Source organism: Limnoraphis robusta BA-68 BA1, assembly GCF_034932365.1.
Lineage (GTDB): Bacteria > Cyanobacteriota > Cyanobacteriia > Cyanobacteriales > Microcoleaceae > Capilliphycus > Capilliphycus robustus.
Genome location: NZ_JAYGHR010000069.1, coordinates 65,762 through 88,801, shown reverse-complemented (window position 1 = coordinate 88,801; position 23,040 = coordinate 65,762). Strand labels below are relative to the sequence as shown.

General features: G+C 42.8%; 24 protein-coding genes. 7 read left to right on the top strand and 17 right to left on the bottom strand.

Going from position 1 to position 23,040, the window contains the following annotated elements; translation table 11 throughout:
- Positions 1–31: 31 nt before the first annotated feature.
- From hypB to hypF, 9 genes are all read right to left on the bottom strand, one after another.
- Positions 32–940: a hydrogenase nickel incorporation protein HypB gene (gene hypB / locus VB836_RS19190; RefSeq protein WP_323221643.1), complete on the bottom strand. Its 909-nt coding sequence runs from the start codon at positions 938–940 to the stop codon at positions 32–34.
- Complete coding sequence (gene hypA / locus VB836_RS19185; RefSeq protein WP_323221640.1) at positions 931–1,275, bottom strand: hydrogenase maturation nickel metallochaperone HypA; 345 nt, start codon at positions 1,273–1,275, stop codon at positions 931–933. The genes hypB and hypA overlap by 10 nt, the downstream gene beginning before the upstream one ends.
- Before the next feature lie 32 nt (positions 1,276–1,307).
- A complete protein-coding gene (gene hypE, locus VB836_RS19180; RefSeq protein ID WP_323221638.1) occupies positions 1,308–2,414 on the bottom strand; it encodes a hydrogenase expression/formation protein HypE in 1,107 nt (368 codons plus the stop codon).
- Between the two features lie 5 nt (positions 2,415–2,419).
- Positions 2,420–3,076, bottom strand: a complete 657-nt coding sequence (locus tag VB836_RS19175) for a Uma2 family endonuclease (protein ID WP_323221637.1) — start codon at positions 3,074–3,076, stop codon at positions 2,420–2,422.
- A gap of 88 nt (positions 3,077–3,164) precedes the next feature.
- The gene (locus VB836_RS19170; protein WP_046278809.1) at positions 3,165–3,380 is read right to left on the bottom strand and encodes a 2-hydroxymuconate tautomerase; all 216 of its coding nucleotides are present in this window, start codon (positions 3,378–3,380) and stop codon (positions 3,165–3,167) included.
- A 44-nt stretch (positions 3,381–3,424) separates the two neighbouring features.
- Positions 3,425–4,582 carry a hydrogenase formation protein HypD gene (gene hypD / locus VB836_RS19165; RefSeq protein ID WP_323221634.1) on the bottom strand — a complete coding sequence of 386 codons (1,158 nt, stop codon included), beginning with the start codon at positions 4,580–4,582 and terminating at the stop codon, positions 3,425–3,427.
- 35 nt (positions 4,583–4,617) lie between these two features.
- Positions 4,618–5,106: a hypothetical protein gene (locus VB836_RS19160; RefSeq protein WP_323221632.1), complete on the bottom strand. Its 489-nt coding sequence runs from the start codon at positions 5,104–5,106 to the stop codon at positions 4,618–4,620.
- Positions 5,107–5,144: 38 nt separating this feature from the next.
- Positions 5,145–5,390 (bottom strand): HypC/HybG/HupF family hydrogenase formation chaperone, encoded by a 246-nt coding sequence (locus VB836_RS19155; protein WP_046278812.1) that lies wholly within the window; start codon positions 5,388–5,390, stop codon positions 5,145–5,147.
- Positions 5,391–5,407: 17 nt separating this feature from the next.
- A complete protein-coding gene (gene hypF / locus VB836_RS19150) occupies positions 5,408–7,774 on the bottom strand; it encodes a carbamoyltransferase HypF (protein WP_323221627.1) in 2,367 nt (788 codons plus the stop codon).
- A 138-nt stretch (positions 7,775–7,912) separates the two neighbouring features.
- Here hypF and VB836_RS19145 point away from each other — a divergent pair, with 138 nt between their 5' ends.
- Positions 7,913–8,752, top strand: a complete 840-nt coding sequence (locus VB836_RS19145) for an Rpn family recombination-promoting nuclease/putative transposase (RefSeq protein WP_323221626.1) — start codon at positions 7,913–7,915, stop codon at positions 8,750–8,752.
- A gap of 187 nt (positions 8,753–8,939) precedes the next feature.
- Here VB836_RS19145 and VB836_RS19140 read toward each other — a convergent pair whose 3' ends face one another.
- The 5 genes from VB836_RS19140 to VB836_RS19120 all read right to left on the bottom strand — a co-directional run bounded on the left by VB836_RS19140 (position 8,940) and on the right by VB836_RS19120 (position 12,667).
- A complete protein-coding gene (locus VB836_RS19140; RefSeq protein ID WP_323221624.1) occupies positions 8,940–10,100 on the bottom strand; it encodes an NHL repeat-containing protein in 1,161 nt (386 codons plus the stop codon).
- Between the two features lie 10 nt (positions 10,101–10,110).
- Positions 10,111–10,980, bottom strand: coding sequence for a NifU family protein (locus VB836_RS19135; protein WP_323221621.1), 870 nt, complete (start codon positions 10,978–10,980; stop codon positions 10,111–10,113).
- Positions 10,981–11,147: 167 nt separating this feature from the next.
- Complete coding sequence (locus tag VB836_RS19130; RefSeq protein WP_046276464.1) at positions 11,148–11,372, bottom strand: hypothetical protein; 225 nt, start codon at positions 11,370–11,372, stop codon at positions 11,148–11,150.
- Between the two features lie 18 nt (positions 11,373–11,390).
- A complete protein-coding gene (locus VB836_RS19125) occupies positions 11,391–11,669 on the bottom strand; it encodes a hypothetical protein (protein WP_323221619.1) in 279 nt (92 codons plus the stop codon).
- Between the two features lie 14 nt (positions 11,670–11,683).
- Positions 11,684–12,667, bottom strand: coding sequence for a tetratricopeptide repeat protein (locus VB836_RS19120; protein ID WP_323221617.1), 984 nt, complete (start codon positions 12,665–12,667; stop codon positions 11,684–11,686).
- A gap of 451 nt (positions 12,668–13,118) precedes the next feature.
- Here VB836_RS19120 and VB836_RS19115 point away from each other — a divergent pair, with 451 nt between their 5' ends.
- Together VB836_RS19115 and VB836_RS19110 are read left to right on the top strand one after the other, a co-directional pair.
- Positions 13,119–14,081 carry a hydrogenase small subunit gene (locus VB836_RS19115; protein WP_046276467.1) on the top strand — a complete coding sequence of 321 codons (963 nt, stop codon included), beginning with the start codon at positions 13,119–13,121 and terminating at the stop codon, positions 14,079–14,081.
- A gap of 231 nt (positions 14,082–14,312) precedes the next feature.
- A complete protein-coding gene (locus tag VB836_RS19110) occupies positions 14,313–15,926 on the top strand; it encodes a nickel-dependent hydrogenase large subunit (protein ID WP_323221613.1) in 1,614 nt (537 codons plus the stop codon).
- Positions 15,927–16,027: 101 nt separating this feature from the next.
- On the opposite strand, the gene VB836_RS19105 is transcribed toward VB836_RS19110, so the two are convergent.
- A complete protein-coding gene (locus tag VB836_RS19105; RefSeq protein ID WP_323221611.1) occupies positions 16,028–16,585 on the bottom strand; it encodes a Uma2 family endonuclease in 558 nt (185 codons plus the stop codon).
- A gap of 88 nt (positions 16,586–16,673) precedes the next feature.
- Here VB836_RS19105 and VB836_RS19100 point away from each other — a divergent pair, with 88 nt between their 5' ends.
- The gene (locus tag VB836_RS19100; RefSeq protein WP_323221610.1) at positions 16,674–17,207 is read left to right on the top strand and encodes a hydrogenase maturation protease; all 534 of its coding nucleotides are present in this window, start codon (positions 16,674–16,676) and stop codon (positions 17,205–17,207) included.
- Here VB836_RS19100 and VB836_RS19095 read toward each other — a convergent pair.
- A complete protein-coding gene (locus VB836_RS19095; RefSeq protein ID WP_323221607.1) occupies positions 17,149–17,742 on the bottom strand; it encodes a hypothetical protein in 594 nt (197 codons plus the stop codon). The two genes, VB836_RS19100 and VB836_RS19095, sit on opposite strands and share 59 nt — an antisense overlap.
- Before the next feature lie 210 nt (positions 17,743–17,952).
- On the opposite strand from VB836_RS19095, the gene VB836_RS19090 reads away from it, so the two are divergent.
- The gene (locus tag VB836_RS19090; RefSeq protein ID WP_323221606.1) at positions 17,953–19,050 is read left to right on the top strand and encodes a clostripain-related cysteine peptidase; all 1,098 of its coding nucleotides are present in this window, start codon (positions 17,953–17,955) and stop codon (positions 19,048–19,050) included.
- Positions 19,051–19,186: 136 nt separating this feature from the next.
- Entirely contained in the window at positions 19,187–19,795 is a 609-nt protein-coding gene (rpsD, locus tag VB836_RS19085; protein ID WP_046279390.1) for a 30S ribosomal protein S4, read from the top strand.
- 76 nt (positions 19,796–19,871) lie between these two features.
- On the opposite strand, the gene moaA is transcribed toward rpsD, so the two are convergent.
- Complete coding sequence (gene moaA / locus VB836_RS19080) at positions 19,872–20,858, bottom strand: GTP 3',8-cyclase MoaA (protein WP_323221604.1); 987 nt, start codon at positions 20,856–20,858, stop codon at positions 19,872–19,874.
- A 140-nt stretch (positions 20,859–20,998) separates the two neighbouring features.
- Between moaA and VB836_RS19075 the strand changes: the two genes are divergently transcribed.
- Positions 20,999–22,939: a protein-arginine deiminase family protein gene (locus tag VB836_RS19075; RefSeq protein ID WP_323221602.1), complete on the top strand. Its 1,941-nt coding sequence runs from the start codon at positions 20,999–21,001 to the stop codon at positions 22,937–22,939.
- Positions 22,940–23,040 lie beyond the last annotated feature (101 nt).

The window sequence follows — 23,040 nt, the reverse complement described above, 5'->3', positions numbered from 1 at the left end:
GTTTGACAGAAGTTGAACCCAACCTTTAAGTTTAGAGTTGCTGAGATTGAGATTTTAACCAGTCATACCAAGCATCTAACCCTTCTCCTGTTGAGGCGGAAACTTGGAAAATTTGCATTTTAGGGTTCACTTGACGAGCGTAGTCTAAACAGCGTTGCACATCAAATTGAACATAGGGAAGTAAATCAATTTTCGTTAAAATCATCACTTGACTCGCCCGGAACATATGGGGATATTTAATCGGTTTATCTTCCCCTTCTGTAACTGAAAGAATCGCTACTTTTGCCTTTTCTCCTAAATCAAATAATGCGGGACAGACTAAATTTCCGACGTTTTCAATCATTACAATCGAGTTGAGAGGCGGGTTCAACTCTTCACAGCCTCTTTCAATCATTGCGGCTTCTAAATGACACCCGGTTCCCGTGTTAATTTGAACAACATTACAGCCAGTCGCCCGAATTTTTTCTGCATCATTAATCGTTTCTTGATCGCCTTCAATCACGCTAAAAGTTAACTTTGATTTTAAATCATTAATCGTGCGGGTTAATAGCGTTGTTTTGCCTGAACCGGGAGAACTGACAAGATTTAAAGCTAAAATATTTCGTCCTTTAAACCAGCCGCGATTTTGAGCCGCAATCAAGTTGTTTTTACCTAAAATTGCTTCTTCTAAAGCGATAGTATTGCCGTGCATTTTAGCATGAATTTCAGACACTTTCGCTTCAGTTTTAGGAGGTTCTGAGGCGTGAGCATGAGTATGAGTAACAACCGTTCCATCGGCTAAAGTATGGGTATGAGTATGTTCTTCTGGGGCTGAAGTTTGCTGTTCGTGAGTATGAGAATGGGGATGGTGATGATGAGTTTTCATCTCAATTTTCTCTCCCGTTTGAGGGTTTGTCATTGTTGTTTCGCTATCATCAGAACAGCCACAAGTTACACACATAATTCTTCAACCTCCATTTCTTTAATTTTGAGTTCTTCGCCTTGAATAATATCGAGTTCAACGCTATTACAATTGTGACAAATTCCAAAAGGTTGAGTGAGAGGAACTTCTGTTCCACATTGCCGACATTTTCCTAAACCTGCCACTTCTATAATTTCTAACGTTGCCCCTTCTAAAACCGTTCCTTGAGTACAAACATCAAAACAAAATTGAATCGCATCGGGCATAATTGCCGAGAGTTTACCAATTTCTAACGTGACTCGTTTAACGGGTGCGCCTCTGGCGTGTTCACTGACAATTGCCACAATATTTTGAGTAATTCCGAGTTCGTGCATAACTTAAAATCCTTGTTAAAGTTTGAGTTAAATTAACAAATTCGGGGCAATTGATCCCCGACTAACATATCCACAATACGTTCAGTTCCAAACGCCGTTTGTAGCAAAACAACCCCGGGTGGAGAAGCAATCACTTCCCCAATTATTCGGGAATATTCGCCCGCAGGATGAGATTTCATCGCCTCTAAAACCGTTTCGGCGTATTCTTTCGGAACCCCTAAAACTAACTTCCCTTCATTGGCTAAATAGAGCGGTTCAAGCCCTAAAATTTCACAGACTCCCTGCACTTCTTCTCTAATCGGTAATTGCGGTTCAAACAGGCGAATTCCCACTTCTGAACTCATGGCAAATTCATTCAAAACCGTTGCCACCCCGCCCCGAGTTGCATCGCGTAAAGCCCGAATGTTTGGGCAAACTTCTATTATTTTATCGATTAAATGATTCAACGGTTGACAGTCACTTTCGATGGCTGTATCTAAGGCTAATTCACCTCTAGCGATTAAAATTGCAGTGCCATGATCACCGAGATAACCATTGACTAAAATCACATCTCCTGGTTGTAAATTTTGAGCAGAAATGTTAATTTTTGAAGGAATTACCCCGACACCTGCTGTATTAATAAACAGTTTATCTGCACAGCCCCGATTAACAACTTTTGTATCTCCGGTAACGATTTTTACGCCTGCTTTGTCTGCGGCTATTTTCATGCTTTGAACAATTTCCCGCAACGTGTCTATCGCTAGCCCTTCTTCCAGGATAAAACCGCAGGAAAGATAAAGCGGTTTTGCACCACTTACCGCTAAATCATTCACGGTGCCATTAACAGCAAGTTCCCCGATGTTACTACCCGGAAAAAATATCGGATCAACAACATAAGAATCGGTTGTAAAAGCTAACCGATCTCCAAGTGCTGCTAATTCTGCTAAGTTCAAACTGGCTTGATCTTCGAGTAGAGAGAGAATCGGATTATCAAAGGTTTTGACAAAAATATCATCAATTAAATCCCGCATCGCTTTTCCGCCACTTCCATGAGCGAGTGTCACGGTTTTATCTCGAATTTTTGCAGGGCGACGACGCACTTTTTCTAGTTTTTGAAAGAGGGGATGTTCGGCTGAGTTTTGACTCAAAGAATGTGTCATGTATTTTAACCTTTATTTGTTAATAACCGGCTTTCAAATTCTTCTAAAGCTTGGCTGATTCCTATCTGTTTTGCTTTGGTTATGGTTTCTGGAATGAGTTCAACAATGGGTAAATCTGGAAAGATTAAACTGGTTTTATATTCGATATATTTGCCCCCTTGAAATAGATTAATCGTTAAAACATCTTGGGCATAAATCCAAACTTCGGGAACTTTCAAGGCTTCATAGGCACTAATTTCTGTTAATGAGGTGACATCCGTTTTAATAGCCAAATCAGGAGGCGGATAGATATCCAAGTCTAACCGATTTTTTCCGATAACAGGCCGATAATTTTTGATATAGAAACAGTCATCGGGTTCAACTCCAACCGCCATTGTTTTTCGTTTTAATGTTGTCGAACGGAGAGACTCCCAAGGCTGTTTTTGAACCCTCAAAATAACTTTAACCAAGTCAGAAATTACAACAGTTGAGCGTTCATGTTCGGGTAGGGGAGCCATAATTTCTAAGGTTCCTTGATGGTACGCAATGCGAACATCTCGCCGTTCTCCAAATTCCTCTAATAACCCTTCAAACTCCTGCCAGTTTACATCATAAATTTTGATTTTACTACCCGGATTCAGTTCGATTTTACTAAGCGGTTTAGTAACCAAAGGCTGAGTCATGGTGTCGCTCATCATCTAATAAAAATTAGTCTGGGAGTAATAGTTTAAAGAGTCATTTTAACGGTTCAATCCTATTACTCCCAACACATTAAGCCGATTTTTCAGCGTGACGTCCGGGGTGTTTGTCGGAGTGTAATTCACCACCAACCGCCCAATTATCCCGGCTAAATTCATCAATATGAATCGTCACCCATTCTCGTTGGGTTCCCAAAGTTTCGACTAAAGCATCGGTTACGGCTTTGGCAAGTTCCCGTTTCTTCTCAATAGAATGACCTTCTCCAATTTGAATTGTGACAAATGGCATACAGTTTTCCTCCTCATTTGTTGCTATAAAAAAGATAGAAAGCTTTAGACTTTTGCTTTTGAACGTTGGGGTTTGTTGGCTTTTGCAACGGTTGAAAGGCGACCATATTTGTAATAAGCCGCACAAGCCCCTTCTGAAGAAACCATGCAAGTTCCGATTGGTGTTTCTGGTGTACAAGCGGTTCCGAATACTTTACATTGCCAGGGTTTTAAGACTCCTTTAAGAATTTCTCCACATTGACAAGCCGCCGCATCGGGAACTTTCACATCAGAAATATTAAACTTAACCTCCGCATCAAATTGGGCATAATTTGAATTAATTTTCAGTCCTGACTGGGCAATTTCTCCCAGTCCCCGCCATTCAAATTCTTCTCGCACTTCAAACACTTTAGAAATGGCTTCTAACGCCATCGGATTTCCATCCGGTTGAACCAGACGTTTATACTGATTTTCGACCTCACAGCGTCGGTCTACCAACTGTTGCAGCAACATCCAAACAGACTGCACAATATCTAACGGTTCAAAGCCGGAAACAACGACGGGTTTATAATATTTTTCGGCAATAATTTGATAGGGATTTGAACCGATAACCATACTAACATGACCGGGGCCAATAAAACCATCGAGTTCTAAATCGGGGTTATCTAATAAGGCTTCTAACGCCGGAACCACAATCACATGATTGCAAAAAATACTGAAATTTTTGATGTTTTCAGCTTCAGCTTGTAGAATCGTAAAAGCGGTACTCGGTGCGGTGGTTTCAAAGCCTAACCCAAAGAAAATGACTTCTTTATCAGGGTTTTGTTTGGCAATGGGCAAGGCGTCTAAGGGTGAATAAACCATGCGAATATCGGCACCTTCCGCTTTCGCTTGTAGCAAACTTTTTTGGGAACCCGGCACCCGCATCGCATCGCCAAACGTCGTAAAAATAACGTTAGGAATGTCGGCTAATTTAATCGCAGCATCGAGTCTTCCTCGCGGCATCACACAAACGGGACAACCGGGGCCATGAATCAGTTCTATACTATCAGGAAGAAGTTCTTCGATGCCATATTTAAAGATAGAATGAGTATGACCCCCGCAAACTTCCATGATTTTTAACGGGTGTTCGGATGTCCGTTCAAGTATTAACGTTAAACGGTTAATTTCCCCCATTAAGGCTTGTAATTTTTGGGGATCTCTAAATTCATCAACATATTTCATCGTTGTGTTCTCCTCATTTTTATTTATCTCTAAAATTATTCTTCGTCTTCTTCAGAGGGTCTGGTTAATACTTCAAAAACCGTCGTCGCACTAGATTGTCTTTGGGTATCGATTTCTTTAACTTGTTCTGTGATTTGTTTGGCTTGTTCAATTTCACCTAAACGGGCGAGAATATAACCTGTTGCTGCATAAGCATTTAGGTATAGTCTAATTTTAGGCTGTTCTTGATCTTGAATTAAGCGCGGTTTTTGGTCTTCCCAACTGTCCGGTAATTGTTCCTCTATTTTGATTTTATTCAGAACCATTTCAGCAATTTTTAGAGCCATTGCAGGCTTGTTTTTGTAGAAAAAATAACGATACACCCCAATTAATACATCATAATTTTCTCCTGATTTTTCTAAGGCTTGATAGATGTATTGTTCTGATTGTGTCGTATCTTCCCACTGTTCGACCGCTTGCATTAACAAATCTTTAACATCGGTGGGAATATCAGACCAAGAAAGGCTTTCCGGGGCGGTTTGCATCCTTATTTTCTCCTAAATGGGGAGGGCAGCTTTATTATCTACTGAAGGGCGGCTAATTGTTGTAAAATTTCTAACGTTTCAGCCGCTTCTTTTTCATCAATTCGGTTCATGGCAAAACCCACATGAACTAACACCCAATCTCCGACACAAGACTCTATCGAATGAGTTTCATCAACGATACAAGCAATATTCACTTGTCGTTTTACACCCGCAATATTAACCATTGCTAACTTGTTGGTGATGTCGGTAATTTCAGTAATTTGACCCGGAATTCCTAAACACATTTTTTTCGAGTAATTTATTATTCTTCTAGTTTAGCAGCCGCAATTACGGCTTGTCCGAGGGAGAGTCCCCCATCATTCGCCGGAACTTGGCTATGAGTTAAAACTTCGAGATTTTTGGCAGTTAAATGCTTGCAAACTTGGGTTAATAAAACTTGATTTTGAAACACACCTCCTGTTAAAATAACTTGATTAAAATCAGTTTCAGAACTTAACCTCTCAACCATCATGGCGATCGCTTCAGCTAGCCCTAAATGAAACTTCGCCGCCATCATCCCCACTGGAAGAGTTTGTCGCAAGTCTGTTAACAAAGCGAACCACATCGGACGAGGTTCGATAGACAATAACGAGCATTCTAATTTTCTCACCAGAAACGGATAAGGCTCAATTTCTTCAGAGTAATTTAACAGATAGTCTTCCGCGATCGCTTCTAGTGTAATCGCAGCTTGTCCTTCATAACTGCAACTTTCGCGACAAATTCCTATCGCCCCCGCCACCGCATCAAACAACCGTCCACAGGAAGAAGCGAGAGGAGAATTAATCTGTTTTGTAATCAATTGATCGAGGAGTTTTAACGGTTGTTGGACTAAAAATTCACCTAATCTTAAACCCATAACTTGTGAGGTTAAATCCTCCCCAAATGCCGCTTTTAAATGCGCGTAAGTATTGCGCCAGGGTTGATAAATCGCCTGTTCACCGCCAATCATTTCTACAGGTTTAAACGTTCCTAAACGCTTAAAACTGCCATAATCAGCCAACAAAAATTCACCGCCCCAAATTGTCCCATCATCGCCATATCCTAACCCATCTAAGGCAATTCCCAAAACTGGTTTGGTATCAATAGATAAGCCATTTTCTGCCATACAAGCAGCAATATGGGCGTGATGATGTTGGATGAAATCAATCGGAATATTATTGCTTTCTGCAAGTTCTTTGCCGAGTTTCGTTGATAAATATTCGGGATGTAAATCAACGGCAATTGCACTCGGTTGATGTTCAAGTAAACCCAAATAAAGATTCAATGTTTTCTGATAGGCTTCCGCAGCCAAAGCGTTTTCTAAATCGCCAATATGTTGAGATAAAATCGCCTGACCTTCTCGCAACAAACAGAACGTATTTTTTAGTTCACTTCCCATTGCTAAAATAGCCGGTTTATCTTTGAATTCGGGATGTAAATTAATCGGGGCTGGGGCGTATCCTCTCGCCCGACGTAGAATTTGTAAACGGTTATTAGAAATTCTCACAACAGAATCATCAACCCGGTTGACAATTTCCCGATTATGTAAGATAAAATAATCAGCAACATTATAAAGTTTGCTTCTCACTTCTGCATTATCAATACATTGCGGATCATCAGAAAAATTAGCACTGGTGAGAACAATTGGAATCTCTAATCTTCTCAATGCTAAATGATGTAAGGGCGTGTAGGGTAACATAAACCCTAAATAATTTTGATGAGGTGCTACAGAAGCAGCAATTCCATCTTTTAGGCTTTTTTTCCGGCGCAATAATACAATCGGTGCGGCTGAACTTTCTAATAATTCTCGTTCTTCTGCTGTGACAAAACAATGGTTTTCAATAATATTAATATCTCGCGCCATCAACGCTAAAGGTTTATCGGGGCGACGTTTACGAAGACGTAATTTCTGCACAATTTCTTCGTTTGTTGCATCACAAGCCAGATGAAATCCCCCTAACCCTTTGATCGCCACAATTTGCCCTCGTTGAAGCAGCGTACAAACGGCATCAACTTCATCTAACATCGAGAACATATGAGCCGTTACGGGCTTACCATCCGCTCGTTCTAATGTTACTTTCGGGCCGCAAAAATGACAAGCGATAGGTTGGGCGTGAAACCGTCTATTAACTGGCTCTTCATAGTCTTGTTGACAGTCTCCACAAAATTTAAACCCCGCCATACTGGTATTTTCTCGGTCATAGGGCAACTTTTTAATAAGACTTAAACGAGGGCCGCAGTGAGTACAATTTGTAAAAGGATAGCGATAAAATCGACTTAATGGGTCGAAAATATCCTGTTGACACGCAGGACAAGTTGCCGCATCGGGAGCAATTTTTGTTCTAATTTTGTTGCTTTTACTGGAAACTATGGTAAAATTAGAAAAAGACTGTTTACCTGTGTAGGGAGAGCGAGAAATCGACTCAATTTTTGCTAAAGGAGGCGGTTCAGTTTGCAAACGATGAATCAATGTATCGATAGAATTGCGATCACCCACCACGCGAATTAACACCCCTTCACCGTCATTGCTGACTTCTCCACACAAGCCACAGTCTAGGGCAAGACGATAAACAGTCGGACGAAACCCCACCCCTTGAACGATACCGCAAACGCGAATTTCTTCAGCTATGTGACCCGTTATCGTAGTCATTTTTCATTCATATAGACCCTATGCCTTTATTGTGAATCTTTATTGGGCGATCAGGGGAATTTCTTTGGTCTTTCTTCAGGCTTTTTTAGCGATCGCTGTGTTATTCTTTGTTACAAAATTTTCTCAAAAATCAATTGAGTGAAAACAGATACTCTCTTTTATCGCTTATTTGAAGCCTTTCCGGGTATTTTTTTTGAACTGATTAACCGTTCACCCGAAGAAGCCGAAAATTATCAGTTTGCTTCCGTTGAAGTCAAACAACTCTCTTTTAGAATTGATGGCGTTTTTATCCCAAATCTTAACGCAACTAACCCACCAATTTACTTTGCTGAAGTTCAGTTTCAATCTGACTCTCGCTTTTATTCCCGGTTTTTTGCCGAAATTTTTCTTGATCTTAATAAAACCGATCTCATTAACGACTGGCGAGGCGTGGTTCTTTATCCCAGTCGCAATATTGACCCCGGTGAAACTCCTCGATATCAAGAGTTATTTCATGCAGGGCGAGTCAGTCTAATTTATCTGGATGAGTTAGGAGAAATAGCGGAAAATTCCGTCGGTATTGCCACCGTTCAACTGATTGTAGCACAGCAAGAACAAGCCATTCCTCTCGCCCAGAGTTTAATTGAACGGGTGAGGGCAGAAACTTTTCAGCCACAATCTCAAACCGATCTTCTACAATTAATAGAAGCCATCTTAGTCTATAAATTACCTCAACTCAGTCGGGAGGAATTGGAAGCCATGTTTAGTTTAAATGACTTAAAACAAACCCGTTTTTATCAAGAAGCCTTTGCAGAAGGGCGTGAAGAAGGGCGACAAGAAGCACGACAAGAAGGGCGACAAGAAGCTAAATTAGAATTAGTTCCTTTTCTAATGAGTTTGGGAATTAGTTTAGAAGAAATTGCTGTCAGATTAGGACTAGAATTAGAACAAGTTCAACAAGCGATTCAATCCTCAACCGAAAATCAAACCGATGCTTAGTTGCTCAAATTTTAGAGAGAATTGATCCCCCTAAATCCCCCTTATAAAGGGGGACTTTATTTTTTATTTTTCCCCTTATAAAACAGGGCTTGATTTATAATTTATCGCCTTTATTCCCCCCTTTCAAAGGGGGGCTAGGGGGGATAAAAAAGGGGGCTAGGGGGGATAAATCCTATTAATTATAGGCTTAACCTATTGACCACAATAACACCCGATTATTCCCAGAATCGGCAATCATCGCCGTATTTCCATAAACTTGAATGCCATAGGGCCAACACAAACTATTGCGAGTTGCATTCCCATAACAACGATTTTCACTTTTACTCTTAAAATGGGATTGACCTGTTAACATTTCCGCCGCTTTTCCCGTTGAAATCTCACCTTTCCATCCAATTAATCTTGAGTTTGCAGTATCAGCCGCAATCAACCATTCAGATGTTGCAGCCACCCCATAAGGCATACTTAAACTAGAGTCAGAGGGGAAATAAACCCCTTGATTCAATTCAACCGTATCAAACCCCATTTGACCCAAAATAAAGTCACAAGGTTGATTGATTTCTGTGGGAATATTATCCCAAATCATCAAGCGATTATTCCCCGCATCGGTAACAACAAAACGATGATTCCAAACCGTAAAATCATGAGGCCAACGCATACTCGAAGCCGTCGGACTATCGCCGCCATTTTCATCCCGAGAAACCAAATCTGGCTGTCCTAAAACAAAGTCCGCAGGTTGACCATTTTCTATCGGAAATTCCCGCCAAACTAACACCCGTCTATTTCCCGTATCCGCCACAAAAAACTGCCCATTGTAATAGAAAACCCCATAGGGCCAGTGCATTCGATTTGCTGCGGTTTCAAACTCGCCTCGGTTGGGTTCATTGGCGTTAAAATTCGCTTGTCCGAGAACAATATCCGCCGGAATATTGCTATCTTGAGGAACTTTTTTCCAAATTAAAACGCGATGATTCCACGCATCAGCAACCGCCAAACTTTCGCCACAAATACACATCCCCGTCGGAACACTCACCGTTGAAGCCGTTGGGGAACCGTTGGCATTTTGTCCTTCTTGGTAAAAGTCGGGCTGTCCAATCACCCAGTCCGCCGCCTGTCCATCAACTTCGGGACGTTGGCGCCATCCCAATAAACGATGATGTCCCGTATCGGCCACCCACAACGGCCCATTTTCCACCCAACACAAGCCACGCGGGCCAAACATTGTCGTGGCATTCGGTTCGAGGGGAACTGCTAACACATCAGAGGGTTGTTGTCCGAGAATAATTTCCGCACCTTTTGGGGAAAAAATATCTGGAATAGAAGAAGATTGAGAATTAACAGGGGTATTCATCTAAATATTATTAAACTCGCACGAACACTCGTTCTCCAACTCGTTTCACGGGATAGGTTTGTAATGGCATTTCGGGGGCGGTGAGACATTCTCCGGTTTCTAAATTGTATTGGAAATGATGAAACGGACAAGTTAGAATTCCCTCTTTGATTTCTCCTTTATCTAACGGCATCGCCAGATGAGTACAACTGTTGCGATAGGCTTGAATCTGATCAGCAAATCGGGTTATAATCAGTTTTAACCCATCCAATTCTACAGCTAAAATTCCCCCCTCTGGAATCTGTTCAATGGTTGTTATCGCCACCCAACCTGCTTCGTTATCCGTAGAAAAAGGGCTAATAATAGAATGAGAATTGTTCGTTGAAACGGGAGTATTAACCGAGATAACGTGCTGAATTTCAGGACAATGATTTTTAATCGCTTGTTCAACCCCTTGCTTTAAGGTTAACGTAGAAGCCGGACAATTGCTGCAAGTTCCGACTAATTTAACTTCTACCGTATCGGGGAGTTTAACAGCCACTAATTCCACATCGCCGCTATGACTTTTTAAGCCTGGACGCACTTCTTCTAAGGCTTGTTGAATGCGAGTTTCTAACGGGGGTTGGGGCGGTTTTACAAGTTCGTGATAACGCAACAGTCCGTAAACTATTTCATCTTCAACCGCATGACGTAACGCCGCGAGAGATTCTTGTTTAACACTGCGAATTAAACGAATTAGCGCCTCTTTATGTAACGCTTCTATCGATTGTTTTAATCCCTCGACAACCAATAACTTTTCTGGGTCATGCCATTCTAAAACGGTGTTTTCAAAAAACTTTATTTCTTGAACCAAGTCTTCTAACGTTACAGCATCTTGGGGAGAAATTGGCGTTGAAGTCATAATATTTGTATAGTTTTATCTTGTTATTTTAATTTTTAATTCAATTGTAGCGCAAGGCTTGCGCCCATTTTTACCCATTTTTTTACATTTTAGGCGAATTGATGAATTTTAATAGGTTTTGATGGGTTAGCGCAGCGTAACCCATCCTACAAATTTAGAAATTGGGGTTATTTCATTTTGACATCTTTCAACAGAAAAGGCATGGCAATTCCTGTCAATAAACTCGATAAAACAATCGGCAACCACAAGGTTACACCCACTTTATCCAACCCGACAAACAACAGTAAACCTAATGTTAACCCGATAGCACTTTGACGAACAAAATAGCCCGGATTTTGCAACAATTTTCCTTTTAACAGTAACTTGGTACTGAACCAACCGACTTCTAACATGGTACTTTCTCCTTCATTTTAAACAAACTTCAAGACAATCAATCCTAGTGCAATTGCAGGTAAAACACCTACGGGGCCAAACAAACCCCCAATCATTGCCGACAAACCAAAACCTAAGTCTTTTCGGGCTAATAAAATGCCTCCAATTGCACCCCCCAGAATCGAAACAGCACCCGCAACCGCCAACCAAACAATACCCGTTAACAGCGTAATTTCTCCGGCAAGTAAATCATGCCAAAAGGTCTGTACAGCCGTTGTATTTAACACTTCTAACAGGGCGTTAAAAAATTCGTTCATCTTGTTCTCCTGGGTTAATTTAAAGATGACAACGCTTGTAATTCTGTATCCAAATCTTGCAACGCTTGAGCAACCATTTCCGCTCGTTCAGACTCCCCATATTGAACAAAAATTAATCGGGCTTCTTCGTAGAGACTCTTAGCCGTTTGCAGATGATTAGGATTACCCGCTTCGGGATGTTCTATATCATCTGGAAGGTTAAATAAAATATTCGCTTTGTTGGCAATTGTATTTGCATATTCAACCGGAGTATCCTTGGCTGTCCGAACTTTTAACGCTTCGTTATACGCTTTTAAAGCCCGCAGATTATTCTCAACTGGATGAACACTCGGGAGATATTGCAACGCATTTCCCAGATTATTTTGTAACATCGCATATTCAACCGGATGATCCGTTAAAATAATCCAGTTCAACGCTTCTTCAAAGGACTGCACCGCCAACGCCTGACGCATATCTTCGCCATCTCCCGACAACGACATTGACAAATAGGCGATCGCAATATTATTGTGTAAGATAGCGTATTCTTGGGGATATTGTGTCGGCGTAAACACTTCTAACGCTTGCTGATAAGCTTGAACTGCGTCTTTGGTTTGAGCCAGATTAAACGCAACCAACGCTTGAAAAACCAACCCCAAATTCATCTGCACTTCTGCAACTTCTTCCGGGGAAGCCTGTTGTTGTAAAATCGGTAGTGCCGTTTCAAAAACTTGTTTGGCTGCAACTAACCCCTCGGAACTTTCGCCGGGATAGGTTCGCAACGCAATTCCTAAACCAACCGTCGCCCGTGCTTTTAATAAAGGATAATCTGAACCGCACAACTCAATCGCTTGACGGTACAATAATACAGCCGCTTCTATCTGTTCAATGCCTTTGGGTTTTTGTAGCAACCCCCGGGCAATTTCAGTCAACATTTGCACTTTTTCAGCAACGGTAGCGGCTTCAGACTCAACCGCAGCAGTGGCGGCTTTAACAGCAGACTCAGTAAAACTTTGTGTCACAACTATTCTAGGGGTGAAGGATTTGACAAATCGTTTCAGAGATTGACGCTATCGGCCAATACTCAACACAACTGTTAACGTCAATCTCAAATTATCGGAAAAAATAGTCACTCTTGTTGCTTAAAATTAATCTCAATTAGCCGGAAATAACTGTATTATCTGATACGGTTAATCAGTTTAATTTTCTTTTTGTCACGATTGGCTGAACTTTATCCTTTTTTAATTTTTATCAAGTCCATAAAAACCCGGTGCGCGAGAAAGTTACCAGGTTTTTGGTGATTTCAATTTTTCTCTAGCCCAAGGGATAAAAAGTTTTGTAAATCTCACGCCAATAAATCTAAAAAAAATCGCCATGATTATCACAATTTAAAAAATTGTATTAGATAATTGTCAAAACTCATCAAAATTAAATACCCCAATTGTTTGTCCGCATCGCACAAGGAGAATTATTGTGGCTAACGTCCTCTGGCTGCAAGGTGGCGCTTGTTCAGGAAACACCATGTCATTTCTCAACGCCGAAGAACCGAGCGTTTGTGACCTAATAACCGACTTTAACATCAACCTTCTCTGGCATCCCTCCCTCGGACTCGAACTCGGAGACAGCCTGAAAAAACTACTGCGAGACTGCATCAATGGCATCGTCCCCGTTGATATTCTCGTCTTTGAAGGCAGCGTCGTCAACGCCCCCAAAGGAACCGGAGAATGGAACCGTTTTGCAGACCGTCCGATGAAAGACTGGTTATCTGACCTGTCCAAAGTCGCTAAATTCGTTGTCGCTGTCGGAGACTGTGCAACCTATGGCGGTATTCCCGCAATGGCACCCAACCCCAGCGAGTCCGAAGGGTTACAATTTCTCAAACGGCAAAAAGGCGGCTTTCTTGGCCCCGACTACCTCAGCCAAGCCGGGTTTCCCGTGATTAATATTCCTGGCTGTCCTGCCCATCCTGACTGGATAACTCAAATTTTAGTCGCAGTTGCCACCGGAAGACTCGATGATATTACCTTAGACGAATTTCATCGCCCCGAAACCTTCTTCAAGAGTTTCACCCAAACCGGATGTACCCGCAATATTCATTTTGCCTATAAAGCCTCATCTTCAGACTTCGGACAACGCAAAGGCTGTCTGTTTTATGACTTAGGTTGTCGCGGACCAATGACCCATTCTTCCTGTAACCGCATTTTGTGGAACCGTGTTTCCTCCAAAACCCGCGCCGGAATGCCTTGTCTCGGCTGTACCGAACCCGAATTTCCCTTCCATGACCTCAAACCCGGAACCGTCTTCAAAACCCAAACCGTCATGGGAGTTCCCAAAGAATTACCCACAGGCGTCAACCGTAAAGACTACGCCCTATTAACCATTGTCGCAAAAGATTCGACCCCAAAATGGGCAGAAGAAGACATTTTTACCGTTTAACTCCAAACGTTTTGAAACCAAGACCAATAAGGATGTAGGAACGGGTTAATTACAGTTTACAGTTTACAGTTTACTGTTACCAGAGTTTTCAGTTATTAGTATTGACTTATCAATATTCACTGGTCACTGTTCACTGGTCACTGTTCACTGGTCACTGTTCACTGTTTAAACCCGCCCCTACAAAAGCTATCCGTTTTGAACACAAATGAACACTTGAGAGAGAGGACGAACATGGTTGCACAACGAACATCTATCGAAACTTTAGATATTTCTCCCGTAGGTCGCGTTGAGGGAGACTTAGATGTCCGAGTCGATATCCAAGATGGTCAAGTCGTTAACGCTTGGACACAAGCCCAACTATTTCGCGGGTTTGAAGTTATTCTACGAGGAAAAGACCCCCAAGCCGGATTAATTGTCACACCGCGAGTCTGTGGAATTTGCGGCGCCTCTCACCTAACTTGTGCATCTTGGGCATTAGATACCGCTTGGGAAACCGAAGTTCCTCGCAATGCAATTTTAGCAAAAAATTTAGGTCAACTCGTTGAAACCATTCAAAGCCATCCCCGTTATTTTTACGGTTTGTTTGCCATTGACCTCACTAACAAAAAATATCAAAATAGCCCTTTTTACGAAGAAGCTTGTCGTCGGTTTGCCGCTTATACCGGAAAATCCTACGAAATTGGGGTAACAATTTCCGCCAAACCCGTAGAAATTTATGCCTTATTTGGCGGACAATGGCCTCATTCTAGCTTTATGGTTCCCGGTGGCGTGATGTGCGCCCCAACGTTAACCGATATTACTCGCGCTTGGTCGATTTTAGAATATTTCCGCACCAATTGGTTAGAACCCGTTTGGTTAGGCTGTTCGTTAGAACGTTACGAAGAAATTCAGTCCTATGATGATTTTATGACCTGGTTGGGAGAAAGTCCAAATCATCTAAATTCCGACTTAGGCTTCTATTGGCGAATGGGCTTAGATATCGGTTTAGATAAATTTGGGGCGGGAACCGGAAAATACATGAGTTGGGGCTATCTCCCCCACGAAGACAGATATCAACGCCCAACAATTGCCGGACGCAATGGGGCAGTGATTATGAAAAGTGGAGTTTATGATAGTTTTAACGACACCCATCAACTGATGGAACATCATTTTACCCGCGAAAATACCACCCATTCTTGGTACGAAGAAGGCAACGAAGATGTACATCCCTTTGACCGTTTTACCGTCCCCCAACAAAACAATGATGTAGACTTCTTAGAAGGCGCTTATACTTGGTCAACCGCAGTGAAACACCAAGATATGGGTCGTCTAGAAGTCGGTTCACTGTCGCGTCAACTCGTCGCAGGCGGACATCATGGCGAAAGCTGGCAACATTATGACGGCTTCATCCTCGATATGTTCAAAAAAATGGGTGGGCCGAGTGTGCATCTGCGTCAGTTAGCCCGAATGCACGAACAAGTTAAATTATATCGAGAAGTCGAACGCTGTTTACGAGAGTTTAAACTACGCGAACCCTGGTATATTAAACCCACACCAAAAGACGGACGGGGTTGGGGTGCAACAGAAGCCAGTCGCGGCGCCTTATGTCATTGGGTCGAAATCGAAGATGGTAAAATTAAAAATTATCAAATTCTCGCCCCCTCCACTTGGAATATTGGCCCCCGTGATGGTGAAGGCGTGCGTGGCCCCATCGAAGAAGCGTTAATTGGTACCCCTATTGCCGATAAAAACGACCCCGTAGAAGTCGGTCATGTCGCCCGTTCTTTTGACTCTTGTTTAGTCTGTACCGTTCACGCCCATGATGCGAAAACAGGTGAAGAATTAGCCCGGTTCCGCACTGCTTAAACGGGTTTTATTCTGTTATTTTTGTGGGCGCAACTGGGCGCAAGCAACTGGGCGCAATTGGGCGCAATTGGGCGCAAGCCTTGCGCCCCTACGGTGATTGTTTAAACAATACCTGCTTGTTGAAAAATGTCTTGGGCTGTGAATGACAATTCTTCTAATAAATTATCGCTTAAAATACCTTCATCTCGTTTGGTTTGTGGGGGTGCATCGGGATAAAAAATGGTGATGGTTTTGGCTTTGGGGTCAACCACCCAAACTCTTGAGACTCCTGCATTGAGATAATCAATTGCTTTTTCGCTCATCTCCCCAAATGTTTGCTCGGGTGATATAATTTCAATGGCTAATTCTGGGGGAACTGGGCAAGCTTCATCCTCAAATCGTTCTAACGGAAGACGATTGTAGGAAATATAAAGTAAGTCGGGAATCGGAACCCAATCTCGATTATTTTTTTTGAGAACAACAGCCCATTCTATCCCCACTTCTCCCCGGTTTTTACACCATTCGGTTAGGAGGGTATACAAAGTACCTGTTAGTCGAGAATGAAAACGTTTGGGTGCCATTTGAGGAACTGCTTCTCCATTTATTAATTCATAGTTTAAGTCGGTTTCGGGAAGGGCGAGAAATTCTTCGAGAGTGAGTTGACTTTTGATTATTACCATTAGTTTATTGCTATAATAGGTGTTAAATTGAGTTGAGGAATTAAATGAATTATAGCAAACTGGGTCAGCAATATTAGGGGACTGGGCAATGTTAACGATTATTGGTTGTGGGAATCTAAATCGCTGTGATGATGCAGTGGGAGTCATTATCGCTCAACGTTTACAACAATATCTCATCCAAAATCCTCATCCAAATGTGCGAATCTTTGACTGCGGAACTGCGGGAATGGAAGTGATGTTTCAAGCTAGAGGAAGCGAACAATTAATCATTATTGATGCGAGTTCAACAGGTTCAGAACCCGGTGCAGTTTTTGAAGTTCCCGGCTCTGAATTAGAACAATTACCCGAACCCAGTTATAATTTACATGATTTTCGTTGGGATCATGCTTTAGCTGCGGGTCGTCGCATCTTTCAAGAGGATTTCCCGCAGGATGTCAGGGTGTATTTAATCGAAGCTAAAAGTTTAGAATTTGGCTGGGAATTGAGTTCCCCAGTTGAACAAGCGGCGGAAAAAGTGTTTCAAATGGTGTTGAAAACGATAATTTCTACAGAAGTTGCGCCATCTACTCCTGGGGTTGATCCGTCTCGGGTTCCACCTGCAACTGCAAGTCCAAATCCGTAAATTGTTCCGGTGGGTTTAGACAAGTTTCTAATAAATCATCAACTGCAAGATCTTGATGAACTTCTGCTAACCCAATCACACAAAATGAATAACGTTCCGGTAATAAACTTAACGCACAACTGTTGAGAACGTTTAACGGATCGGCACTACTCGCCACTGTAACAATACCTGTTACACAAATCCCCAACTCTCTCGGACGCCGCACACTCACACAACCCACGAGCGCTTCTTCACTGCTAATGGCTGCTGTGTTGGTGATGCTAACGACACATTCAGACAAATCTCTCGGACGAATCACCCCTGCACAGGCTTCAGCCGAAAGTTTAGGGGCTATTCCCGCATCGCGTAAACCCTCAGCACACCTGCGATAATCGTGACGATTGAGTAAATTAAATGAAGGAAATGCCGTTGCAGGTGCCGCCAATAAACTCACTGTACCCATTGATAACACAATCCGTGACAGCCAACGCCGGGTTTGGGGTCGGTGTTGGAGAAGTCCGAGGAAAGTCCAACGGGATAAACTCGAAAAAATCATAGCTAACCTAGAAATAAACAGGATGACACGGGAAAAGTTCTGGATTATCATATCATCAACCCTTGCGTCGGGGTTGCACGCCGAACAGTTGACTATTAACAATTTAGCTTTTTAATTCTCAAATGAAACCCAATGAAACGAAGAATTTTCTGCCCTTATGCAGCAGTAAGTTCGGCCTGTTTTGGTGGAATTTTCGGGCGAGATTGGGCGGTGGCTACGAGTTCTAAATCCGCCCCGGATCAACCCAATTACAAGTGGGTCGTTTTGTATTGGATGCCCTACGATAACAACCTCAGCCGTTTCGGGGAACCCATTGTCGAAATGCTGACTCTCGGTACTCACCGTTCCCCCGCTTTGGTCGTCGTTCAGTCTGATTATTCGGGCGACCAAAAAATGCGCCGGCGTTTGCTTGTTGGTGGAAAAGTGCGCGAGATTAATTTAACAGAAGAAGATAGCAGCGATGTCTCCAATTTTTCCGCCTATTTGGATTGGGCCTATCAGTCTTTAGAAGCCGAACGCTGGGCGATAATTGTTGTGGGTCACGCCGGAAAACTCAACGAAATTAGCCCCGACGAACACCGGGCTACCGGAGAGGAAATCACCTGGATGGGAGTTGACCGGTTCGCAGGGGCGGTGAAGAATTTTAACCAAGCCACCGGCGGGCGGGTTGAATTGCTTTTCTTTCAAAACTGCAACAAAGCCACCCTGGAGGTGATTTATGAGGCCCGCCACTGCGCCCGATACACCCTCGCCTCGCAGCTTAACCTCGGCGCCCCCAATTACTACTACCAACGTTTTCTCTACCGCCTCAAAGACCCATTGGTGGGGGGACTGGAAGCCGCCACTGCTATCATAGATTCTGAATGGGCGGATATGTATCACAGCTTTACCCTCGTCGATAACCGGGCGGTTGAACAGATTCCCGAAAAGCTTTCGCGGGTGATTCTGGCGATTCTTGGGGGTCCTTTGCCTGCCGTCAACCCCTCCGAACTGTCGATTTACGGCTATTTTGGCGAACAGCACTGCGATTTGCTGAATTTGCTGGGTTATCTTTCGAGAATCGGCGGCCGGGGTGAGTCCGAGTTGGGGGAATTTGCCGAGTTTCTGGGTTCGGAGGTGATTTCTCGCCACAAAACCGGCGGAAAACTGTACGGTTCTCGCTTCTCCAACCATCCCAACGTTCGAGCGCTGTCGGGTCTGGGCCTGTATTTTCCCGAAACCCGGCAAGATATTGACAGATACGCTTCCCTGGCTTTGTATCAACGGGTTGATTTCATCGGCTTGTACAAAAAGATAATTAAAAGTTGAAGCCTTCGAGGGGTGCAAACTTTCCCCACCGTCCCCAACCCAGGATTTTTGGTCTTTCGGAGTCGAGTTGATTGTTGGTGTGCAAGAAGACTAAAATAGAGGTTTGGTAATAAATCGTATGGAGAGAGGAAGTTAAATGTCTCGATATAGAGGCCCCCGTTTAAGAATTGTTCGACGTTTGGGAGATCTACCTGGGTTAACCCGAAAAGTCGCCAGACGCGCTTATCCTCCGGGTCAACACGGTCAAGCTCGCCGCAAACGCTCAGAATATGCGATCCGTTTGGAAGAAAAGCAGAAACTCCGGTTTAACTACGGTCTTTCTGAAAAGCAATTGCTGCGTTATGTGAAAAAAGCTCGTCGGGCTACGGGTTCAACGGGTCAAGTGTTGTTGCAAATGCTAGAGATGCGTCTCGATAACACCATTTTCCGTTTAGGGATGGCACCGACTATTCCCGGCGCTCGTCAATTAGTCAATCATGGTCATGTTACCGTGAATGGTCGTGTTGTTGATATCGCCAGCTATCAGTGTCGTCCTGGAGATCTTGTTGGCATCAAAAACAGGGAAAAATCTCGCGAAATGGTGAAAGCCAACTTGCAATATCCCGGTTTAGCCAACGTTCCCTCTCACCTGGAGTTGGACAAAGAAAAACTGCTCGGTAAGGTGAACAGTGTTATTGATCGTGAATGGGTGGCACTTCAGGTTAACGAACTCCTGGTGGTTGAATATTACTCCCGTCAAGCTTAATTGTTGTCTGTGGGCTAATGGTTAACGGAGGAAGGAAGGCGATGCTTTCTATTCCTCTCCCCTAAACGAAGCACGACTAACCGCCAATTTGTGACATGGTGCGACTGTAGCCGTCGGTTGTCCCTGCGTCTCGTTGTTTGAAGTTGATATCGGGTTTCTGGCGTTGTAGGTATTCTACCCGTTCTCGTAATTCCTCAAAAGAGATACCTTGACGAAGCGGGGTTTTGAGGTCTATTTGACTCGTTTCATTCAACAGACAGGGACGCAACCAACCATCCGCAGACAGACGCATCCGGTTACAGCGATCGCAAAAACATTCGGACATCTGACTGATAAACCCTAATGTTCCTTTGGCTCCCGGAATTTGAAACACATCCGCAGGGCCGTTTCCGCGTACATGAGACTCCGTTAAACCCCAACGATCGCGAATTTGTTGTCTAAGTTCTTCTGAAGCGATCCAGCCTTTATCTTCAAACAGTTGACCATTGCCAATGGGCATAAACTCAATAAACCGAACGTGCCAACGTCGATCTATTGTTAATGCAGCCAGGTCTAACACTTCGCGATCATTGATGCCTGGAATGACCACTACATTTAACTTCAGGGGATCGAAGCCAACCTGATAAGCCGCTTGAATACCATCCCAAACTTGTTGCCAGCGATCGCGTCCTCGATTACCAATAATCTGATTAAATGTATCAGGATCGAGAGAATCTAAGCTAATATTAATCCGTCTTAACCCTGCATTATACAACGATTGCGCCATTGGTGCAAGTAAAAAAGCGTTGGTTGTCATAGCGACATCTTGGGTTTGGGGAAAAGCGGTTATTTCTTTAACTAAGTTTACCACTCCCGGACGCAGCAAGGGTTCACCGCCTGTTAGCCGAAAGCGAGTAAACCCCACCGGAATAAACACCTCTCGCAGCAACGTTAACAGTTCATCATTGCTGAGGAGGTTCTGCTGCAAAATATAGTCCATCTCCGCCCCTTCCGGCATACAGTATTGACATCGGAAGTTACAACGGTCTATTAGGCTTATTCGGAGATAATCAACGGTATTCATCAGGGTTGATTCGCTAAATATTTATATATCTTTATTATTATATTCCCGATTCCCAAAAACTGTAGACGAACTAAAGAGTAAACCTCTAGAGACAAATTTAATTTGACGTTTATTTTTGAACGTCTAAAGGAAGCATAAACGTGGACAAACGGACAATATTTCAAGTCTTAGGACAACCCTCACGAACGAATTTTCCAGCTTTATCTGGACAAATTATTTTACGGGCAGCAACGAATTTAACAGTTTATCATTCTGGACAAAGAGACTGGATGCCGTTTGAGATAGATTCTCCTATTAATGCGGCAGATGAATTAGAAAGTCGGCTTCTGGTGAATGGCGATCAACCGGGACGGGGAACAGCCGTTTTAGAACATCGGATTAATGAGACTATTGTTAATCAAATAGAACTCGAACTCTATACCCTAAAGCTTCAACTGATTAATGATGCCAATCGAGATGGCAAAGTTGATTTAACAGAAACGAACTGTAACAATTGGGTCTGGGGAGAAAATAGTCCGGGTGCTATTTTACTGGTTAATAATGATCGCGATTTATCAGATTTTAATCCAACTCCCGAATCTCTTTCTGAACTTTCAGAGTTAGTGCTTGCACCAACAGGCTGTACTGATTTACCGAAAGGAGTAGAAATCGTTTTGTACGCTACACCCGATGCAGCAAAACGTTTTTGTGTCTACCAAAAAACCATTGATGGGTTTCGTCGAATTTTAGGGAAAGATCCCCTATTAGCAGATAGCAATGCAATTTCGATCTCAGCCCCTCTTGCAGCGACTGGGGAAACATTCTTTGTCGAAGCGCTTCAATATCCCGGTTCTTTTTTTGAAGGATTAATTACGATAGAAGTTCATTTGCGACACAATGGAGTTGTGATTGGAACCGATCAAGTCGTCTTCCGAGTCGCACCTTGGATTATGACTCCAAATACTCTCCCTGTTGAAAAAGTTTACACCTGTGAAATTTCAGAAGATTTCTTTAATCCTAATACTAATTTTCTGAAACAGCTTCGAGAAGCACTCGATGAATTAGACATTCCCCTAATCATTCTACCCCCTTCTCAACATAACGGCGATCGCTGGATTCAAGATGAAATTGAGTTTGGCTATTGTGAAAGTAATAGTCATATTCTTCCTGTTGTTTTTGATAGTCCGCGTGATCGAGAATTAGACGGATTTCCAGAAGCCGAATTACTAAATCCTGACTTCGGACATTTTCAAATGGGCGGAAGTACCCCCAATTCTTTGGATTCTTTTGGAAACTTAGAAGTCAGTCCTCCTGTTAGCGTTAATGGACGAGAATATCCTTTAGGTCGCATCGTGTTTGGAGGTCGAAAATATGGAGATTTTGGGGAAGAAACCCGACAAATGATGCCACAAATTCGGAGTTTTCTTTATGCTCAAAAAGTTCAAAGTCCGATTGAAATCTATACAGATTGGCTAGCCGTTGGTCATGTTGATGAAATTATTTGTTTTATCCCGGCTAATAATGCTAAAGGATTTAAAGTATTGCTGGCTTCTCCAGGGAGTTGTCTAGCCTTATTACAATCTCTCAGCAATGATGGATATGGTTCGACTTTAATGTTTGAAGGTCAAAATCGAAACAGTCCAGACAGTTCCTTCTCCGCAGAAATTACCATTGATCAACTTCTTGATGATCAAGAATTTTGGGAAGCGAATGCTGTTTTTCAAAGGCACATGGATCTCAATCGAAAAATCCTCAAGCTAGAATTAGGATTAGATGAATCTGATTTGATTGATATTCCGGTTTTGTTTTATCCTCCTGCTAAAGAACGAACTCTCGCTTACTTCCCTGATATGATCAATCATTTAGTGATTGGAAATGTCAGTCTGGTTCCTAAACCTTACGGGCCTATCATTAATGGAGAATGTGCCTTTGAAGCTGCATTCCGCAAGGCGGTTCCTGAACAAACCTGTAAGTTTATTGACAATTGGTATCCCTACCATGAAATGTCAGGGGAAGTTCATTGCGGAACCAATACTTTACGTTCTCCCTTTACTCATAAAAAATGGTGGGAGTTTAAGCCCGATGGTGCTTTTGATATTTAATTCCCGACTCCGGTATTCTAAACCGACAACCGAAACGGTGACACTATTCAATTTTTAAGGTTCTGGCGATTTTGGCAAACCTCCTGGGGTTTTTCCTCCGT

What these genes read in the sequence shown, in the direction of transcription:
- VB836_RS19135 (WP_323221621.1), bottom strand. Translation starts at nt 10,980, where the DNA reads ATGACTTCAACGCCAATTTCTCCCCAAGATGCTGTAACGTTAGAAGAC.
- VB836_RS19110 (WP_323221613.1), top strand. Translation starts at nt 14,313, where the DNA reads ATGGTTGCACAACGAACATCTATCGAAACTTTAGATATTTCTCCCGTA.
- VB836_RS19095 (WP_323221607.1), bottom strand. Translation starts at nt 17,742, where the DNA reads ATGATTTTTTCGAGTTTATCCCGTTGGACTTTCCTCGGACTTCTCCAA.
- moaA (WP_323221604.1), bottom strand. Translation starts at nt 20,858, where the DNA reads ATGAATACCGTTGATTATCTCCGAATAAGCCTAATAGACCGTTGTAAC.
- hypE (WP_323221638.1), bottom strand. Translation starts at nt 2,414, where the DNA reads ATGACACATTCTTTGAGTCAAAACTCAGCCGAACATCCCCTCTTTCAA.
- hypF (WP_323221627.1), bottom strand. Translation starts at nt 7,774, where the DNA reads ATGACTACGATAACGGGTCACATAGCTGAAGAAATTCGCGTTTGCGGT.
- hypA (WP_323221640.1), bottom strand. Translation starts at nt 1,275, where the DNA reads ATGCACGAACTCGGAATTACTCAAAATATTGTGGCAATTGTCAGTGAA.
- VB836_RS19160 (WP_323221632.1), bottom strand. Translation starts at nt 5,106, where the DNA reads ATGCAAACCGCCCCGGAAAGCCTTTCTTGGTCTGATATTCCCACCGAT.
- hypD (WP_323221634.1), bottom strand. Translation starts at nt 4,582, where the DNA reads ATGAAATATGTTGATGAATTTAGAGATCCCCAAAAATTACAAGCCTTA.
- rpsD (WP_046279390.1), top strand. Translation starts at nt 19,187, where the DNA reads ATGTCTCGATATAGAGGCCCCCGTTTAAGAATTGTTCGACGTTTGGGA.
- VB836_RS19170 (WP_046278809.1), bottom strand. Translation starts at nt 3,380, where the DNA reads ATGCCATTTGTCACAATTCAAATTGGAGAAGGTCATTCTATTGAGAAG.
- VB836_RS19105 (WP_323221611.1), bottom strand. Translation starts at nt 16,585, where the DNA reads ATGGTAATAATCAAAAGTCAACTCACTCTCGAAGAATTTCTCGCCCTT.
- VB836_RS19140 (WP_323221624.1), bottom strand. Translation starts at nt 10,100, where the DNA reads ATGAATACCCCTGTTAATTCTCAATCTTCTTCTATTCCAGATATTTTT.
- VB836_RS19130 (WP_046276464.1), bottom strand. Translation starts at nt 11,372, where the DNA reads ATGTTAGAAGTCGGTTGGTTCAGTACCAAGTTACTGTTAAAAGGAAAA.
- VB836_RS19175 (WP_323221637.1), bottom strand. Translation starts at nt 3,076, where the DNA reads ATGACTCAGCCTTTGGTTACTAAACCGCTTAGTAAAATCGAACTGAAT.
- VB836_RS19155 (WP_046278812.1), bottom strand. Translation starts at nt 5,390, where the DNA reads ATGTGTTTAGGAATTCCGGGTCAAATTACTGAAATTACCGACATCACC.
- VB836_RS19125 (WP_323221619.1), bottom strand. Translation starts at nt 11,669, where the DNA reads ATGAACGAATTTTTTAACGCCCTGTTAGAAGTGTTAAATACAACGGCT.
- hypB (WP_323221643.1), bottom strand. Translation starts at nt 940, where the DNA reads ATGTGTGTAACTTGTGGCTGTTCTGATGATAGCGAAACAACAATGACA.
- VB836_RS19100 (WP_323221610.1), top strand. Translation starts at nt 16,674, where the DNA reads ATGTTAACGATTATTGGTTGTGGGAATCTAAATCGCTGTGATGATGCA.